Annotated in this window: 14 protein-coding genes and 2 pseudogenes; 9 read left to right on the top strand and 7 right to left on the bottom strand. The window is 70.8% G+C overall.

Annotated elements, in window-relative coordinates; translation table 11 throughout:
* The first annotated feature begins 254 nt into the window (after positions 1-254).
* Positions 255-734: a hypothetical protein gene (locus tag ACFVST_RS14825; protein ID WP_390150734.1), complete on the top strand. Its 480-nt coding sequence runs from the start codon at positions 255-257 to the stop codon at positions 732-734.
* 104 nt (positions 735-838) lie between these two features.
* Here ACFVST_RS14825 and ACFVST_RS14820 read toward each other — a convergent pair whose 3' ends face one another.
* Positions 839-1420 (bottom strand): TetR/AcrR family transcriptional regulator, encoded by a 582-nt coding sequence (locus ACFVST_RS14820; protein WP_390150731.1) that lies wholly within the window; start codon positions 1418-1420, stop codon positions 839-841.
* A gap of 102 nt (positions 1421-1522) precedes the next feature.
* On the opposite strand from ACFVST_RS14820, the pseudogene ACFVST_RS14815 reads away from it, so the two are divergent.
* Positions 1523-2606: pseudogene (locus tag ACFVST_RS14815) on the top strand (FAD-dependent oxidoreductase).
* Positions 2607-2630: 24 nt separating this feature from the next.
* Here the strand turns inward: ACFVST_RS14815 and ACFVST_RS14810 are convergent.
* The gene (locus tag ACFVST_RS14810; RefSeq protein ID WP_390150727.1) at positions 2631-3356 is read right to left on the bottom strand and encodes a L,D-transpeptidase family protein; all 726 of its coding nucleotides are present in this window, start codon (positions 3354-3356) and stop codon (positions 2631-2633) included.
* Positions 3357-3617: 261 nt separating this feature from the next.
* Between ACFVST_RS14810 and ACFVST_RS14805 the strand changes: the two genes are divergently transcribed.
* Positions 3618-5501 (top strand): ABC transporter transmembrane domain-containing protein, encoded by a 1884-nt coding sequence (locus ACFVST_RS14805; protein ID WP_390150724.1) that lies wholly within the window; start codon positions 3618-3620, stop codon positions 5499-5501.
* Positions 5498-7300 (top strand): ABC transporter ATP-binding protein, encoded by a 1803-nt coding sequence (locus ACFVST_RS14800; RefSeq protein WP_390150721.1) that lies wholly within the window; start codon positions 5498-5500, stop codon positions 7298-7300. Before ACFVST_RS14805 ends, ACFVST_RS14800 begins: the two co-directional genes overlap by 4 nt.
* A 146-nt stretch (positions 7301-7446) precedes the next feature.
* Here the strand turns inward: ACFVST_RS14800 and ACFVST_RS14795 are convergent, their stop codons facing one another.
* The gene (locus ACFVST_RS14795) at positions 7447-8241 is read right to left on the bottom strand and encodes a metal-dependent hydrolase (RefSeq protein WP_390150718.1); all 795 of its coding nucleotides are present in this window, start codon (positions 8239-8241) and stop codon (positions 7447-7449) included.
* A gap of 145 nt (positions 8242-8386) precedes the next feature.
* Here ACFVST_RS14795 and ACFVST_RS14790 point away from each other — a divergent pair, with 145 nt between their 5' ends.
* On the top strand, positions 8387-10900 hold the full coding sequence (locus ACFVST_RS14790; RefSeq protein WP_390150715.1) for a DEAD/DEAH box helicase: 2514 nt from the start codon (positions 8387-8389) through the stop codon (positions 10898-10900).
* A 46-nt stretch (positions 10901-10946) separates the two neighbouring features.
* Positions 10947-11822 (top strand): acyl-CoA thioesterase, encoded by an 876-nt coding sequence (locus tag ACFVST_RS14785; RefSeq protein ID WP_390150712.1) that lies wholly within the window; start codon positions 10947-10949, stop codon positions 11820-11822.
* 24 nt (positions 11823-11846) lie between these two features.
* Here ACFVST_RS14785 and ACFVST_RS14780 read toward each other — a convergent pair.
* Positions 11847-12440 (bottom strand): annotated as a pseudogene (locus ACFVST_RS14780) (DUF6397 family protein); the annotation flags it as partial.
* Positions 12441-12558: 118 nt separating this feature from the next.
* Entirely contained in the window at positions 12559-12972 is a 414-nt protein-coding gene (locus ACFVST_RS14775; RefSeq protein WP_390150709.1) for a roadblock/LC7 domain-containing protein, read from the bottom strand.
* A 105-nt stretch (positions 12973-13077) separates the two neighbouring features.
* On the opposite strand from ACFVST_RS14775, the gene ACFVST_RS14770 reads away from it, so the two are divergent.
* The 3 genes from ACFVST_RS14770 to ACFVST_RS14760 all read left to right on the top strand — a co-directional run bounded on the left by ACFVST_RS14770 (position 13078) and on the right by ACFVST_RS14760 (position 15544).
* Positions 13078-13506, top strand: coding sequence for a PPOX class F420-dependent oxidoreductase (locus tag ACFVST_RS14770; RefSeq protein ID WP_390150706.1), 429 nt, complete (start codon positions 13078-13080; stop codon positions 13504-13506).
* A gap of 52 nt (positions 13507-13558) precedes the next feature.
* Entirely contained in the window at positions 13559-14194 is a 636-nt protein-coding gene (locus tag ACFVST_RS14765) for a class I SAM-dependent methyltransferase (RefSeq protein ID WP_390150704.1), read from the top strand.
* A 309-nt stretch (positions 14195-14503) separates the two neighbouring features.
* Positions 14504-15544 (top strand): hypothetical protein, encoded by a 1041-nt coding sequence (locus ACFVST_RS14760; RefSeq protein ID WP_390150701.1) that lies wholly within the window; start codon positions 14504-14506, stop codon positions 15542-15544.
* A 121-nt stretch (positions 15545-15665) separates the two neighbouring features.
* Here the strand turns inward: ACFVST_RS14760 and ACFVST_RS14755 are convergent, their stop codons facing one another.
* Together ACFVST_RS14755 and ACFVST_RS14750 are read right to left on the bottom strand one after the other, a co-directional pair.
* Entirely contained in the window at positions 15666-15848 is a 183-nt protein-coding gene (locus tag ACFVST_RS14755) for a hypothetical protein (RefSeq protein ID WP_390150698.1), read from the bottom strand.
* Positions 15849-16015: 167 nt separating this feature from the next.
* Positions 16016-17083: an acyl-CoA desaturase gene (locus tag ACFVST_RS14750; protein WP_390150695.1), complete on the bottom strand. Its 1068-nt coding sequence runs from the start codon at positions 17081-17083 to the stop codon at positions 16016-16018.
* Positions 17084-17260: the final 177 nt, after the last annotated feature.

The raw sequence follows: 17260 nt of genomic DNA, 5'->3' as shown, positions 1-17260 counted from the left end.
TGGTCGTGTCCGGAAAGTCCCTCCGTCGCCCGGAGGGTGGCCCCGCGGCTCCCCCAGCCTGGCCGCTGGGAGGTGCCCCCATGGTGCGTGCTCGCGGCGTGCCGGCCGAACGCCCTCGTACTGGACGTACTTGGGCGTTTGGCCGGTGCGGCGAGAGTGCGTGCCAGGCGTCGCGGGGCTGGGGGCACCTCCCGGCCGGAGGCTGGGGGCACCTCCCGGCCGGAGGCTGGGGGAGGGACTTTCCGGACACGGCCATGGGCCCGCTGCACGCTCAGGTGCGGGCCTCCGGCGAACCGGACGAAGCGAAGCTGGTGGAGTACCTGGACGTCGGGCATCGTGTCACGGATTTCATGGAGGCGGGGTTCGACGTCCTCACCGGCGAGGCTCATCGGCACACACCCGGCTGCTCCTCGCTCGTCACCTACGGCTTCTGGGTGTGGCGCGCCGATTTCGCGCACTATCTGGAGGCGTACCACGTGCCGCTGCCCGGTACCTTCGCCACCCGAGTGCGGGGCCTGAACTACCGGATGCCGCCACTGGTGGGCGCCGACTTCGCCCCGCTGTACGAGGAGATCCTTGATGGATTCGGTATGAGCGGGGCCGGCCCGTGGGACCGGGAGTCGGTCCGGAGTCCTTGGCCGCGACTGGTTCCGACTCGTGCTGAATTCCTTGCGAGGGCCCGCCGGGAACGGCCTGCCGGCCGGTGGGGGAAGTCGCCCCGCAAGCTCCGCTGAAACAGGGACCGGCCCACGCCCGAGGACGGGCCGGTCCGGGACGGGAGGCTGCGGGCCAACTCAGGTGAAAGCGGCGGTCGTTGAGCCCTCGACGGCCAAGTCGGTCAGGGCGCCGGTTCCCAGCCGTTGGTCAGTAGGTCGAAGACGGTTTCCACGGCGGACGCCGGGTCGGTGCGGCCCTCGGCCAGGGTGGGGATCTGCAGGACGAAGCGGGCGAGGGCGGCGCTGGCGAGGTCGTCCGGGGCGCGGCCGGTCTCCTCCGCGATCGCGGCGGCCAAGGCGTCGGTGTGCCGCATCCACATGCGCTCGCCGTACTCGCGCAGTATGGGCGTCCCGTTGACCAGTGCGTTGAACCGGGCGCGGCGCGGGTCCTCGGCGATGTGCACCCAGGTGGTGAGGGCGTGACCGAGCAGGGCCTCGACCACGCTCTGCCCTTCCGGGCGTTGGCGGACGGCGGCCGTCATCGCGGCCTCTATCTCCTCGGACCGGTCAAAGACCAGTGCCTCCTTGCCGGGGAAGTGCGCGAAGAGGGTCGTGGTGGAGACATCGGCGCGTTCGGCGATGTCGCGGACGCTGACCTGGTCGAAGCCGTGCTCGCTGAAGAGGTCCAGGGCGGCGTCCGCGATGGCCTGCCGGGTGGCGGCCTTCTTCCGCTCGCGGCGGCCGGGGGGCGGGGTGTCGGGCATGGGACCACTCTAACCCATCACTGGAACGAGACAGAAACTGTAACGGTTGCAATTATGGACTTGTTTCTGCTTTGGTGGGTGCAGCGACGAAAGGAACCCACCATGGAATCCGCGGAATCCGTGCTGCCCACACGCGCCCGGATCAGCATCATCGGCGCCGGACCCGGCGGCCTGATCTGCGCACGCATCCTCCAGCGGCACGGCCTCGCGGTCACCGTCCATGAACCGCGACACCCGGGCGCACTCCCGCGACCAGGGCGGCTCCCTCGACCTGCACGAGGAGGACGGCCAACTCGCCCTGCGCGCAGGGGGGGTGCTGGACGGCTTCTTCGCCCGTGCCCGGGTTCGAAAGGCAGGAGATGCGCCTCCTCGACGCGACGGGGAACCTGCTTGGCTCTCTCGAACCGGGCACCGTCCGCTGGGGACACACCCTCGCCTCGGTGAGCGGCCCGTCCGACGGACCGCGCACCCTGACCTTCACCGACGGCACCACCACGGCCGCCGGCCTGGTGATCGGCGCGGACGGTGCCTTCTCCCGGGTGCGCACCGCCGTCTCGGCCGCCGTGCCCCGCTACACCGGGGTGAGTTTCCTGGAGGCGTAGTTCGACGATGTGGAGCGCGCGCACCCGGAACTGCCAGCGCTGGTCGGCAACGGCTTGCCCACGCCGCGGACGGCAGCCGGGCCCTGTTCGCACAGCGCGGCAGCGGCGGCCATCTGCGCGTCTACCTGATCCAGCGCACGCCCGCGGACTGGCTCGCCGCCGACGGCCTCCGCCCCCACGACACCGAGGCCATCCGCAGCCGACTACTGGAGACGTACGCGCAGTGGTCGCCGCCGCTGCTGCGGATGATCACCGACAACGTCGGGCCCTATGTGGACCGTCCGCTCTTCGCCCTGCGGGTGCCGCACCGTTGGGAGCATTCCCCCGGGGTGACACTCCTCGGTGACGCCGCCCATCTCATGCCGCCGCTGGGTGTCGGCGTCAATCTCGCCCTGCTCGACGCGGCCGAACTCGCCCTGGCCCTCGCCCAGTCGGCCACCGTCGCCGAGGCCGTGCGCCGCTACGAGGAGACGATGCTTCCGCGCTCGGCCGACACCGCCCGGCTTCTCGACGGCGGCGCCGAGCAGTTGCTGGCCGTCCCCTCCGCTGCCGAACTCGCGGCGGCCGGCCCGCCCCGGCGCTGATCCGCCCCCGCACGTCGGACCAGCTCAGGCCGCGTCGAGGTGGGGGCGGTCGCCCATCACGACCACCGGATGCATCGCCGGGTCAATGGCGCGTAGCAGATAGGCCATCCCCGGCTTCGACAGGCTCACGCAGCCCGAGGTGCCGCTGCCGTGGTCCATATGCAGCCAGATGCTGCCGCCCTTGGACTGGCCTTCGGGGCGGGTCGGGTCAGTGGGCGAGGTGCCTTTGACGCGGTTGTAGTCGATGGCGATGACGTAATCAAAGTCGTGCCAGTGGGACTTGGGCCAGGTGTGCGATGCCTGGAAGGCGCCGGACGCCGTGTACGGCAGCTTGGCGCCCGGATCGGGGAGCACTCCCCCGGCGTCGGTGAGGGTGAAGACCCCGGTGGGGCTGCGCTTGTCGCCCTCGCGGTGATCGGTGGTCCAGCCCCGCTTGCCGTTGTGCGCGGGCCAACTGTTCGTCCGGTGCCAGGTGCGGCCCTGCTTGGTGTAGAGGACGACGGTGGCGTCCGCGGAATCCTCGCCCTTGCCGTAGACGGCGATCACCTGACGGCTGCGGGCGGGGATCTCACCGCGCAGACGCGAGCCGACCCCGGGGATGATCCGCGTCGTGGCCCCGGTACGCCTGTCCGCCGCGTCCGCGGTCGACCGGTGCCCTGATACGGAGTCCGCCGTCCGGTCCGGTCCGCCTTCGCTGCCGCACGCACCCAGTAGGGCCGCACAGACCACCGCTCCGGTCGTCGCTCGCATCAAGTCCGCTGTACGCATGGGCTCATGCTCGCACTTGCTCCGGGGCGCACCTGCCGCTGCGGGCACGGCGCACGGAGGTGCAGGCCGATTCTTTGCCGCCGGACGGAAAATCGTTTGCCTGCCACCCCTTTCCACAGCGAACCTTGCACGGTTTCCCCGTCCCCCGCCGCACACCCCTGCCTCCGCCCCCACCCCTCTTCCCCTTGTCCCTCTCCCCCTGCCCTCTTCTTCCGCTGTCCGACTAGCGAGTCCTGGGACCTCATGCAGATCCACGATCTTCCCTATGCCGATCCCGGAGTGCCGGACGCACGCTCGGGTCCACGGTTCCTGCTCTGGCTCGGCCGGAACCAGCTCGGCGGCCAACTGAAGGCCCTCGCCTGGGGCTTGCTGCACTTCCTGTCCGTCGCGGCCCTCCCGTACGGGGTCGGCTTCACGGTGCAGGCCGTGGTCGATCGGGACGGCGGACGGCTCGCCCTGGCCGGTGGGTTGATCCTGCTGATGGGGGCGGGCATCGCGCTGGGCGACACCATGCTGCACCGCACCGCGGTCACCAACTGGATCACCGCCGCCGCCCGCGTCCAGCAGTTGCTGGCGCGGCAGACGGCCCGGTTGGGTTCCGCGCTGACCCGGCGGGTCGCGGCCGGCGAGGTGGTCGCCGTGTCCACCGGGGATGTGGAGAAGATCGGCTGGTTCGTCGAGTCGCTGTCCCGGTTCGCGGCCGCGGCGGTGACCGTGGTCGCCGTCTGCGTCGGCCTGTTCGTGTACCAGCCCGCGCTCGGCGGGGTGGTGATCGTCGCGGTACCGGTGCTGGCGCTCTCCGTGCTGCCCCTTCTGCCGGCCGCGACCCGCCGCGCCGATGTGCAGCGGGAGAAGGCGGGCCGGGCCACCGAACTGGCCTCCGACACCGTGGCCGGACTGCGCGTCCTGCGCGGCATCGGCGGCGAGGAGCTCTTCCTGGACCGATACCGCCGGGCGTCCCAGGAGGTCCGCCGCGCCGCGGTGCGCAGCGCCAGGATGTGGTCGCTGATCTCCGCGGTCCAGGTGCTGCTGCCCGGGCTGCTGCTTCTGGTGGTCGTCTGGCACGGGGTGCGACTCGCCCGCGAAGGCCGGGTCTCCGTCGGCGAGTTGGTGACCGTGTACAGCGCGATCACCATCCTCAACTTCCCGCTGCGGCACTTCGAGGAGATCGCCATGGCGTACTCGTTCTCCCGGCCGTCCGCGGCCCGGGCCGCACGGGTCCTGGGGCTGAACCGGCTCACCGACGACGGCACCCTCACCGCGGCCCCGGTTCCCGAGGGCGACCTCTACGATCCGGCGACGGGTGTGCTGGCCCCGGCAGGGCAGTTGACCGCTGTGGTGTGCGGCGATCCGGACGCGGCCGGGCGGCTCGCGGAACGCCTCGGCGGCCACCCCACCCAGGAGGACGGAGCCGAACAGCCGTCGGTACTGCTCGGCGGCGTGCCACTGGATTCGCTCCCCCTGAACACGGCACGCACCGCAGTACTCGTACAGGACAAGGACCCGGTGCTGCTCTCCGGCACGCTGCGTGAACTGCTGGATGTGCCGGCGTCCGCCCAGGCCGCGGCTGCCGCGGCGCTGGACGCGGCGCAGTGCGGCGATGTGCTGGACGCTCTGCTGCAAAGCGCGCCCGGGGTGACGGATCCGATGGACGCCCACCTCACCGAACGGGGCCGCTCCCTCTCTGGTGGGCAGCGGCAGAGACTGGCGCTGGCGCGGTCCCTGGTCACCGATCCGCCGGTGCTGGTGCTGGACGAGCCGACATCCGCGGTCGACTCGCACACCGAGGCGCGTATCGGTATCGGGCTCAAGGGGCTGCGTTCGGGGCGCACCACGGTCGTCCTCACCTCCTCGCCGCTGCTTCTGGACCGGGCCGACCGGGTCGTGCTGGTCCATGAAGGCGCGGTGGCCGCGGTGGGCCGGCATCAGGAACTCCTCGACGGCGATGCCCGGTACCGGTCGGTGGTGACCCGGGACGAGGACGCCGACACCGTCACGCCCATCGCCGTCGGACCCGGCGGCTGCGCGGAGAAGCCAGCCGACGAGGCAGGCGGCCCCGGCCCGTTGGCCGGAATCGGCGTCAGGGAAGAGCAGGCGGAGCGGGAAGAGATCGAGGAGACCGCATGATCGGCGTAGCGCGCCCGGCTTACGATCCGGACGCACCGACGACGGCGCACACCCTGCCGGTGGGCTCGCCCGCCACGGTCCGGGCCTATGTCGCCGACCTGTTCCGCCGCAATCGGCGGGCGTTCCTGCTGCTGGTGGGTGCGAACACGGTCACGGTGACCGCCTCGATGGTCGGCCCCTATCTGCTCGGCGGCCTGGTGGAGCATCTCTCCGACGGGCTGGCCACGGCGCGGGAGTTGCATCTGGAGCGCACTGTCGCCCTGTTCACGCTGGCGCTGCTGGTGCAGGCGTTCTTCATGCAGCAGGTGAAGCTGCGCGGGGCGATGCTCGGCGAGCGGATGCTCGCGGACCTGCGGGAGGACTTCCTGGTGCGCTCGGTGGGTCTGCCACCGGGCGTGCTGGAACGGGCCGGGACCGGGGATGTGCTGTCCCGGATCACCACCGACATCGACCGCCTCGCCAACGCGATGCGGGAGGCGGTACCGGAGTTGGCCGTCGGTGTGGTGTGGGCGGGGCTGCTGCTGGCCGGGCTCGCCGTCTCGGCGCCCCCACTGGCGCCGGCCGTGCTGATCGCGGTACCGCTGCTGGTGGTCGGATGCCGCTGGTACTTCCGGCGGGCGCCGTCCGCCTACCGGTCGGAGGCCGCGGGGTACGCGGCGGTCGCGGCGGCGCTGGCGGAGACCGTGGACGCGGGGCGCACCGTGGAGGCGCATCGTCTCGGCGCCAGGCGTATCGCGCTGTCCGAGAGGCGGGTGGCCGAGTGGACGGCTTGGGAACGGTACACACTTTGGTTGCGTTCGGTGCTGTTCCCGGTGATCAATCTGACGCATGTGACGGTGCTCTGCTCGGTGCTGATGGTCGGCGGGGTGTTCGTGCTTCAGGGGTGGATCGGGGTGGGGCAGCTCACCACCGGGGCGCTGCTGGCGCAGATGCTGGTGGACCCGGTCGGCCTGATCCTTCGCTGGTACGACGAACTCCAGGTGGCGCAGGTGTCGTTGGCCCGGCTGGTGGGGGTGCGCGAGATCGAGCCGGAGGACGGGGACGGTTCGCTCTCGCCGGAAGGCCGGACGGTCGACGCGGACACGGTGCGCTTTGGCTACCGGCCGGATGTGGATGTGCTGCACGAGGTGTCGATGCGGGTGGAGCCCGGTACCCGGCTGGCGCTGGTGGGCCCGTCGGGCGCCGGAAAGTCGACGCTGGGGCGGCTGCTGGCAGGGATCTACGCGCCGCGTACCGGCCGGATCACCCTGGGCGGCGCCGAACTGTCGCGGATGCCCGCGGAGCAGGTGCGTACCCATGTGGCGCTGGTCAACCAGGAGCACCATGTGTTCGTCGGTTCGCTCCGGGACAATCTGCTGCTGGCGAGGACGAGCGCATCGGACACCGAACTGTGGGCAGCGCTGGGCGCCGTCGACGCGGACGCCTGGGCGCGGGCGCTCGATGAGGAGCTGGACACCGAGGTCGGCTCGGGCGGGCATCCGCTGACTCCGGCGCAGGCCCAGCAGATCGCGCTGGCGCGGCTGGTCCTCGCCGATCCGCACACCCTGGTGCTGGACGAGGCGACCTCGCTGCTGGATCCGCGGGCGGCCCGGCATCTGGAGCGGTCGCTGGCGCGGGTCCTGGAGGGGCGGACGGTGGTGGCGATCGCACACCGGCTGCACACGGCGCATGACGCGGATGTGATCGCGGTCGTCGAGGACGGCCGGATCAGCGAACTGGGCAGCCACGACGAACTGGTGACGGCCGACGGCGCGTACGCGGCGCTGTGGCGCTCCTGGCACGGCCGACCCGCCACGTAGTCCCCCTCCACCCGGTGACACGACCAACCCGCCGCTGTACAAGGGCACTTGAGCCGACCGGTCCGCGAGTACCGGCCGCTCCGAGTGGCCCGGCGGGCGGGGCGGAGGGAGTTGAGGAAGACGGCGCCGTGGCGGATGGACTGGGGTCAGATCATGTTGAGCGCGGCGGCGCAGCCCACGCCGCCGAGCACCATGAAGACGGGCATCAGCACCTTCAGCTCGACCCAGCTCCCGGCCCGGAACCGCATGAACTTCGGCGGGCCGAGCGGATACCAGCGCTTGTGGCCGATCGGGATGGGCCACAGCACCGGGCACCCGGAGACCGTCAGCGCGTCCCCGATGTCGTGGACGACGGCGCCCAGCACGATCGGCAGCCCCAGCCAGAGGTACTCCTGGCCGGGCTCCGTGAAGAGCCAGCGGGCGCCCATGCCCGGCTGATCCAGGATCTCGGCCAGCAGCCAGGCGCTGGTCGCGGCGAGCAGCCAGACCAGGACGGTGCTGCTGTGGCCTCGGGCCGCCCGCCACAGCAGTCCCTCGATGGCCAGGACCATATGGACGAAGAGGATGCCGAGGACCGCCCAGCGGCCGCCGTTGATCGCCAGGAGTGAGGTGCCGCCGCCGATCAGTACCGCCCAGACCCAGGTGTGGGTGAGGGTGCGGTGGCCGCCGGCTCTGCTGGGGTCGCCCTTCAGCCGCGTCGCCTGGTAGACGGCGTGCGACAACTTCTCGATGATCTCGCACAGGGCCTGCGACAGCGGGCCGAACGCCGTCGATATGGTGGCCGGCTTGTGGTCGAGGTCGGGTGCGAGTGCCGCGCCCGCGCAGATCAGTGCGCCGACCAACAGCACCGGCCACGGCATGGTGTGTCCGGTCGCGGCCGCCGCCGCTCCGACGCCCAGCCAGGCTGCCGCTCCCGACAGTGAGTGCGCCGGTCCCATCATTGGTGCATCCCGCCCCGATCCTCTTGTCCGCGGGCGCAGTTGACCGCGGACCGCGTTCTTTCCCAGGCGGGTCAGCGTATCGTTTGCGATCTTTGCCTGGGCAGCCGATTCCATGATCGGGTGGAGGGACAGGCAAGATGGGGGTGTGACCCTTATCGATCAACTGCCGCAGACCGCAGATCCCGACGCCCTCTACGAAGCCTTCGAGTCGTGGGTGCAGGAGCGCGGTCTCACGCTCTATCCGCACCAGGAGGAGGCGCTGATCGAAGTGGTCTCCGGTGCGAATGTGATCGTCTCGACTCCCACCGGGTCCGGGAAGAGCATGATCGCCGCCGGTGCGCACTTCGCCGCGCTGGCGCGGGACGAGGTCACCTTCTACACGGCGCCGATCAAGGCCCTGGTCTCGGAGAAGTTCTTCGAGCTGTGCAAGCTCTTCGGCACGGAGAACGTGGGGATGCTGACCGGCGACGCCTCGGTCAACGCGGACGCCCCGGTGATCTGCTGCACGGCCGAGGTGCTGGCGTCGATCGCGCTGCGCGACGGGCGGCACGCCGACATCGGCCAGGTCGTGATGGACGAGTTCCACTTCTACGCGGAGGGCGACCGCGGCTGGGCCTGGCAGATTCCGCTGCTGGAGCTGCCGCAGGCGCAGTTCATCCTGATGTCGGCGACGCTGGGCGACGTCTCGATGTTCGAGGAGGACCTCACCCGCCGTACCGGACGGCCCACTTCCGTGGTGCGGTCCGCGACGCGACCGGTGCCGCTGTCCTACGAGTACCGGGTCACGCCGCTCACCGAGACGCTGACCGAACTGCTGGAAACGCAGCAGGCGCCGGTGTACATCGTGCACTTCACTCAGGCGCAGGCGGTGGAGCGGGCGCAGGCCCTGATGAGCATCAACATGTGCTCGCGCGCGGAGAAGGACGAGATCGCCGCACTGATCGGGAACTTCCGCTTCACCACGAAGTTCGGCCGGAATCTGTCGCGTTATGTGCGGCACGGGATCGGTGTGCATCACGCCGGAATGCTGCCCAAGTACCGCCGGCTGGTGGAGAAGCTGGCCCAGGCGGGACTGCTGAAGGTCATCTGCGGTACGGACACGCTGGGTGTCGGGGTGAACGTCCCGATCCGCACCGTGCTGTTCACGGCGCTGACCAAGTACGACGGGAACCGGGTGCGGACGCTGCGGGCACGGGAGTTCCACCAGATCGCGGGACGGGCGGGGCGGGCCGGGTTCGACACCGCCGGGTTCGTGGTGGCGCAGGCGCCGGAGTACGTCATCGAGAACGAGAAGGCGCTGGCGAAGGCGGGGGACGATCCCAAGAAGCGGCGGAAGGTGGTCCGGAAGAAGGCGCCCGAAGGGTTTGTGGGCTGGACCGAGAACACCTTCGAGAAGCTGATCGCTTCCGAACCGGAGCCGCTGACCTCGCGGTTCCGTGTCACGCACACCATGCTGCTGTCGGTCATCGCCCGGCCCGGGAACGCCTTCGCCGCGATGCGACATCTGCTGGAGGACAACCACGAGCCGCGCAGGCAGCAGTTGCGCCATATCCGGCGTGCCATCGCCATCTACCGTTCGCTGCTGGACGGCGGCATCGTGGAGAAGCTGGACACTCCGGATACCGAGGGCCGCATCGTGCGCCTGACGGTGGATCTGCAGCAGGACTTCGCGCTGAACCAGCCGCTGTCCACCTTCGCGCTCGCCTCTTTCGACCTGCTGGACCCCGAATCCCCGTCCTACGCCCTGGACATGGTGTCCGTCGTGGAGTCCACGCTGGACGACCCGCGGCAGATCCTCGCCGCGCAGCAGAACAAGGCGCGGGGCGAGGCGGTGTCCGCGATGAAGGCGGACGGCGTCGAGTACGAGGAGCGGATGGAACGGCTCCAGGACATCACCTACCCGAAGCCACTGGAGGAACTGCTCTTCCATGCCTACGACACCTACCGCAGGAGTCACCCGTGGGTGGGGGACCATCCGCTGTCGCCGAAGTCCGTGGTGCGGGACATGTACGAACGGGCGCTGTCCTTCACGGAGTTCGTCTCCTTCTACGAGCTGGCGCGGACCGAGGGGATTGTGCTGCGCTACCTCGCCGGGGCGTACAAGACGCTGGATCACACCGTGCCGGACGATCTCAAGTCGGAGGATCTGGAGGATCTGATCGCGTGGCTGGGTGAGATGGTCCGCCAGGTCGACTCCAGCCTGCTGGACGAGTGGGAGCAGTTGGCCAACCCCGAGGAGATGACCGCGGAGGAGGCCCAGGAGAAGGCCGACCAGGTCAAGCCGGTCACCTCCAACGCGCGGGCCTTTCGGGTGCTGGTACGCAATGCGCTGTTCCGCCGGGTGGAGCTGGCCGCGCTCGACCAGGTCGAGGAACTCGGCGAGCTGGACGGCGAATCGGGCTGGGACGCGGACGCCTGGGGCGAGGCCATGGACCGCTACTGGGACGAGTACGACGACCTCGGGACGGGGCCCGATGCGCGTGGGCCCAAGCTGCTGATGATCGAGGAGGACGCGGCGCACGGGCTGTGGCGTGTACGGCAGACCTTCGCCGATCCCAACGGGGACCACGACTGGGGCATCAGTGCCGAGGTCGACTTGGACGCGTCGAACACCGAGGGGCGTGCCGTGCTGCGGGTGACGTCCGTCGGGCAGTTGTAGCCTCCGTACCTGCCCGTTCCGCCGCCCGACGAGGAGAACCGAGACCATGACGACGAATCCCGCGGAGCGGCTGGTCGACCTGCTCGACCTGGAGCGGATCGAGGTCGACATCTTCCGGGGGCTCAGCCCGGAGGAGTCGCTGCAGCGGGTCTTCGGCGGGCAGGTCGCCGGGCAGGCGCTGGTGGCGGCGGGCCGCACCACGGACGGGGACCGGCCGGTGCATTCGCTGCACGCGTACTTCCTGCGGCCGGGCCGGCCGGGGATGCCCATCGTGTACCAGGTCGAACGGGTGCGGGACGGGCGGTCGTTCACCACGCGCCGGGTGACGGCCGTCCAGCAGGGCAGGACCATTTTCAATCTCACCGCTTCCTTTCATCGGCCCGAGGAGGGCACGTTCGAGCACCAGTTGCCGCCGGCGCGTGAGGTGCCCGATCCGGAGTCGTTGCCGACGATCGGGCAGGAGTTGAGGGAGCGTCTGGGGGCGCTGCCCGAGCAGTTGGAACGGATGGAGCGGCGGCAGCCGTTCGACATCCGCTATGTGGACCGGCTGCGCTGGACCCCGGAGGAGGTGACCGGGGCGGAACCGCGGAGCGCGGTGTGGATGCGTGCCGTGGGCCCGCTGGGCGACGATCCGCTGGTGCACACCTGCGCACTCACCTACGCCAGCGATATGACGCTGCTGGACGCGGTGCGTATCCCGGTGGAGCCGCTGTGGGGGCCGCGCGGCTTCGACATGGCCTCACTGGACCACGCCATGTGGTTCCACCGTCCCTTCCGTGCCGACGAGTGGTTCCTCTACGACCAGGAGTCGCCCATCGCCACCGGAGGCCGCGGTCTGGCCCGGGGGCGTATCTACGACCGGAGCGGGCAGTTGCTGGTGTCCGTGGTCCAGGAGGGGCTGTTCCGCCGGCTGTCCCGTTGACCCCGAGTCCTCCGGAGGCGGTGCCGGGGAGGGGCGCCGCGCTTCGTCAAGGCAGAGGGCGAGGCTCGCTCGGAGCCAGTTGATCTCGTCCGGGTCGGCTGCGGTCATGACGCGAGTCAGGGCACGCCGTGCGGAGGTGCCGGTGCCGGCGGGCGGCGCGGGCCTGAGCCGGTGCAGCCTGGCTCGTTCCACCGGATCGTGGACGAGGTCGGCGAGGTGCCGGTCGTCTAGGTGGGCGGCGGTGATGGCGGCACGCGCCCAGGGGTCGGCGGTGCGGCGCAGGAGGTGCCCGGTATGGCGGCCGCGCCAGTTCCGGGCGCGCAGATCGGTGCCGTTGGTGAGCTGGGTGCGCAGCGATTCGGGCAGGCGGCGGCCGAACAGGGGCCGATGGCTGCGGTTGCCGGCGAAGTCGTACAGGTCCTGGACGCCGTAGAGCCAGAGGATGGTGCGGTAGCGGTGGAGGTAGAAGTGGATCGGCGCGAGGAGGCCCAGGCGGGCGAGTTCGGTGAACCTGCCGGTGCCGATGCGCAAGATGCGGGCACCTTGCGCGGCGCCGACGCTCCGCTCGGTGGGACGCGAAGTGCCGTTGTGGCAGGGGCGGTTGAGGTGGTCGGTCATATCGGATCTCTCCCGAGTCGTGGTCTTGGCCGGGAAAAGAACCGTAGCCGGATCTGCCACCTGCCCGTCTGGCCTGTGGATAACTCTCCGCCAGAGAGCGTTTCCACAGGTCGTGCGGCTACTGCTCGTTGGTGGGCCGGTGCTGGGGCTGGCGGGTGCCGACGCCGAGGTGTTCGCCGACGCGGTTGACGAGCAGGGTCATCTCATAGGCGACGAGCCCGATGTCGGCCTCGGCGCTGCTGAGTACGCAGAGGCAACTGCCTTCGCCGGCCGCGGTCACGAACAGCACCGCGTCGTCGAACTCGATCACGGTCTGGCGTACGTTGCCCGCGCGGAAGTGCCGGCCCGATCCCTTGGCCAGGCTGTGCAGCCCCGAGGCCACGGCCGCCAGGTGCTCCGCGTCCTCACGTTTGAGGCCGCTGCTCGCCGCGGTGACGAGCCCGTCGTTGGACAGCACCAGTGCGTTGTGGATGTGTTCGACGCGCTGGGTCAGGTCGTCCAGCAGCCATCCCAGCCCCTTGCTCTGCGCCATGTTGCGACTCTCCCCGGTCGTGTGGCCCCCGCGTCTCCCCCATCCGGAGAATCCGCCTCGCCAGCCTTACCCACTCCGTGCGTCCCGGCAAGGAGGATGGAAGCCATGGCACACAAGATGACCGACGAAGAATGGCGGGCGTTCGTCTCGGAGGGCACCCGCACCGGCAAGCTGGCCACGGTTCGAGCCGACGGCAGCCCGCATCTCGCACCGATCTGGTTCGTACTGGACGGGGACGACCTGGTGTTCAACACCGGTAAGACCACTGTCAAGGGGCGCAATCTGGCCCGGGATCCGCGGATTTCGCTCTGCGTGGACGACGACCGGCCGCCGTTCGGCTATGTCGTACTGTCGGGGAGGGCGGAGATCTCGGAGGATCCGGGGCAGTTGCGGACCTGGGCGGCGAGGATCGGAGGGCGGTACATGGGCGCGGACCGGGCTGAGGAGTTCGGCGCGCGCAACGGCGTTCCCGGCGAGCTGCTGGTGCGGATGCATATCGACAAGGTGTCCGCGCTGGCGGACGTGGCGGACTGATCCAGCGGTCCGGTCGCGGCCGGGCGTCCGGTCGCGACCGGAGTGCGGAATCATGCGGTCCATGAGCGACTACGACCGGGCACATGTCCAGGAGTTCTTCACCGCACGGGCCGCGGACTGGGACAGCAAGTTCCCGGGGGACACCCCCGCGTTCCGTACGGCTGTCGGCGAGTTGCGGCTGCGGCCGGGAGACCGGGTGCTCGACGCGGGCTGCGGAACGGGGCGGGCGCTCGCGGCGCTGCGGGAGGCGGTCGGTTCCGGGGGCGTGGTGCTGGGGGCCGATCTCACTCCGGCGATGCTGACGGAGGCGGTCCGGGCGGGCCGGGACGCGGATGCTGCGCTGCTGCTGGCGGACGTGGCGCGACTTCCGCTGCGCGCCGGGGTGCTGGACGCGGTGTTCGCGGCGGGACTCATCGCGCATCTGCCCCATCCCGCCGAGAATCTACGGGAGTTGGCCCGGGTGGTGCGGCCGGGTGGGCTGCTGGCGCTGTTCCATCCGGTCGGCCGGGCGGCGCTCGCGGCGCGGCACGGCCGGGCGCTCACTCCGGACGATCTGCGGGCCGAGCCCAATCTGCGCCCGCTGCTCGCTTCCGCGGGATGGCGGCTGACCTCGTACGTCGACGAGGATGACCGATTTCTGGCGCTCGCGGCGCGCGACGATGAGCCGGGCGGGCGCGTGGGCGGCTGAACCAGCCCTCCGGAACCGGCTGTTCAGCCCGCGCCGGCGCCGAACTCGCCTGGTTGTGCAAGACCTTGGCGGCTCTGGCTGGGCTGAGCCGCACCCGCGAGTGAGGCGCGCCGGCGTTCACGGAGTGACCACCCGCCGCACACCCCGCCGCCACAGCGGACGCACGCTGGGATCACAACACCGCAACGGCCTGCCCCAGACTCTGGCCAACTGGTCGGCTCCCGGGAGAAATTCCTGCTCAACACGGATCGACGGGGCGATCCCGGAGTGGTTGGGTTGCGCCAACGGACCATGCGAGGGGAGACGGCGATGGCCGGGACGGACGAGGGGCATGTCGCCGCTCAGGACGACGCACTGTTCGTCCTCACGGCGGTACTGCTGACGCCCGCACAGTTCCCGAGCGTGCTCGGCGACGACTACCCCGAGGCCTGCGCGGCGCTCCAACTGGCGCCGGTGGCCGAGGGATACGGCCTGGTCCTCGGTCAGGACGGGAACGGCGCCCGCTGGACAGTGGTCGTCGACGACGTGTCTCTGGTGGCCGTGGCGATCGCCTCCTGGGACTGCGGGATGGAGTACGACCTCTCCCCCGACGAGCGGTCCATGGTGGTCGCGCTGCCGGGCTGGCCGCTGGCCCTCGCGGTCGCCGCACCCGGCGTACCCGCCCCGCACGACCCCGAGCCGAATCCCGAACTCACCGACCGCACCCCCCTCGTACCGCCGGACACCACGGTGTGGGGGCCCGCGCAGCGGCGTATGGGCGCGGACGAGATCGCGCTTCAGTGGGCGGCCTGGCGGGAGCAGATCGACGACGCGAACTTCGCCGGTGACACCAGGCCGGCGGCAGACGAGGCCTCGGTGCGATCGGCACAGGCCGGCCCGCGAGGAGTCGACACGGTGCCGGAGGAAGCCGGGGCCACCCCCGCGAACGAGAACGGGGGCGCGGACACGGACGCAGCCGCGGAGCCGGGCGCGAGCGCGGCTGCCGAGGCGACCGGTACCGGCCCCGCTGCCGCGGTCGACCCGGCCTCCACACCTCCCGAGCAGGACGCGGAGGCCGTGTCGGATCCAGCGCGGGCGGCTGCTCATCGGGGTATCCGGCGGGTGCTGGCGGAGGCACGGGCATATGTGGACTCACCGCCTCCGCCAGGCCGGGTCCGCTCCTCCTTCGCTCCCGGTGATGCCCGCACCCTGCGTGCCGACGGGCCGGGCTGGTCGATGGTGGCCAGGACCGACGACATCGCCTTCGTGCTGCTCGACGACGAACCCGGCGAGGTGCTGCCGGTGGGCCGCGGCCCGGAACTGCCCGGACTACTGGCCGCACTCGACCGCATGGCCGTCCGCCCCTCCTGAGCCACCCCTGCTCAGCACAGGCTTGAACCGTTCCGGCCTGTCCGGCCTCGGACGATCGTGTCCGGGACCGGACGGTCGGGCCCACAGGCCAGGGACGCTCAACCGCTCCGAAGGGCGCGGCTCAGCGGCGCAGCTCTCGGCGGGACACCCGGCGCAGTCGGTTGCGCTGGGACGGGTCGAGTGCCAGATAGGCAGCGGCGGGCACGCCCAGCACGATCAGGAGTGCGGCCCACCAGGGCAGCCAGATCAATAGGATGATGCCGGCCGCCACACCCCCTGCGGCGATCTTCGCCCTGTTCGACATGTGTGTCGCCTCCTCTGCGGCTGTTGCCGCTCTCTGTCGTGGAAACGTCCTCGCGCCGCTCCTGGTTCCGGCCCACGCCCCTGAGCCGACCCTGACCTGACCCTGATTCCGACCCCACCCGGGGGTGGACCCGGCTCCACCCTCCCAGGGTGTGCCGGGCCGGTCGGTCACGCCTGCCGGAGCGGCTCCCCCACCGCGTGCAGATGGTGCAGCGCCTGCCGGTAGGAGTCCACCAGTCCGGTCTCCGTATAGGGGACGCCGAGGTCCCGGCAGTGGGCCCGTACCAGGGGGCGGACCAGGGTGAGATGGGGGCGGGGCATACTCGGGAAGAGGTGGTGCTCGATCTGGTAGTTGAGGCCGCCGAGGAACCAGTCCGTGATGGCGTTGCCGCGGATGTTGCGCGAGGTGAGGACCTGCCGGCGCAGATGCCCCCACCGCTCGCCGTCGGGGTCGGGCATCTCCATGCCCTTGTGGTTCGGGGCGAAGGCGAGCCCGAGGTGAAGTCCGAAGAGTGCCTGGTGAAGGACGGCGAAGAGGACGGCCTTGCCGGGGGTGAGCACGGTGAACAGCAGGGTGAGGTAGCCGATGACGTGGAGCGCCAGCAGGGTCCCTTCGACCAGGCGCTCACGCGGGCTCTGGCGCCGCAGGTCCTGGAAGCCGTAGACCTTCAGCGCGATGCCTTCCAGCAGGGTCAGCGGGAAGAACAGCCAGGCCTGGTGGCGGGTGAGCCAGCGGCGCAGGCCGTCGCGGACCGCGGCCTGCCGGCTGGTGAAGACGAGGACATCGGCCGCGACATCGGGGTCTTTGTCGACATGGTTGGGGTTGGCGTGGTGCCGGTTGTGCTTGTCGTTCCACCAGGCGTAGCTCATGCCGAGCAGCAGATTGCCGTGGATGAGGCCGATCAGCCGGCTCTTGCGGCGGTCTCCGGTGATCTGGGCGTGCCCGGCGTCGTGGCCGATGAACGCGGTACGCGCGGAGAGCACGGCCAGTACGGGGGCGAGCAGCAGGGTCCACCAGGTGTTGCCGAGCAGGACCATGCCGGTGACGGTGGCGGCGAGGAACACCGCGTTCACGATCATGGTGCGGGCGTACCAGCCGGTGCGCTGTTCCAGTAGTCCCTGGGATTTCGCCACACGCAGCAGCGGGGCGAACTCGCTGCCCGTCCGCCGCCCGCCGGCCCCGGAGTCGGGGCGCGGCAGTGCGGGCGGTGCGGCGGGTACGACGGTCTGGGCCATGGCGGTCTCCGGTCTGCGAATCCGTGCTGACCTGAGCAAACGTAGATTCGGGCGGGTGTCGGCAACCATGGCGTCACCACCCGGATTGCGGCCGGTGCGCACCCCCTGGGGCTGCGGGTGCTGACCACACCGCGGAGGTGGGGATTTCCCCAGGGCGCTCGGGAGGCGCCGCGCAGG

Origin of the sequence: Streptomyces sp. NPDC058045 (assembly GCF_042885635.1) — a bacterium.
Classification (GTDB): Bacteria; Actinomycetota; Actinomycetes; order Streptomycetales; family Streptomycetaceae; genus Streptomyces.
Note: the sequence above shows the minus strand (reverse complement) of the source record. Positions and strands in the feature narration are given on the sequence as shown.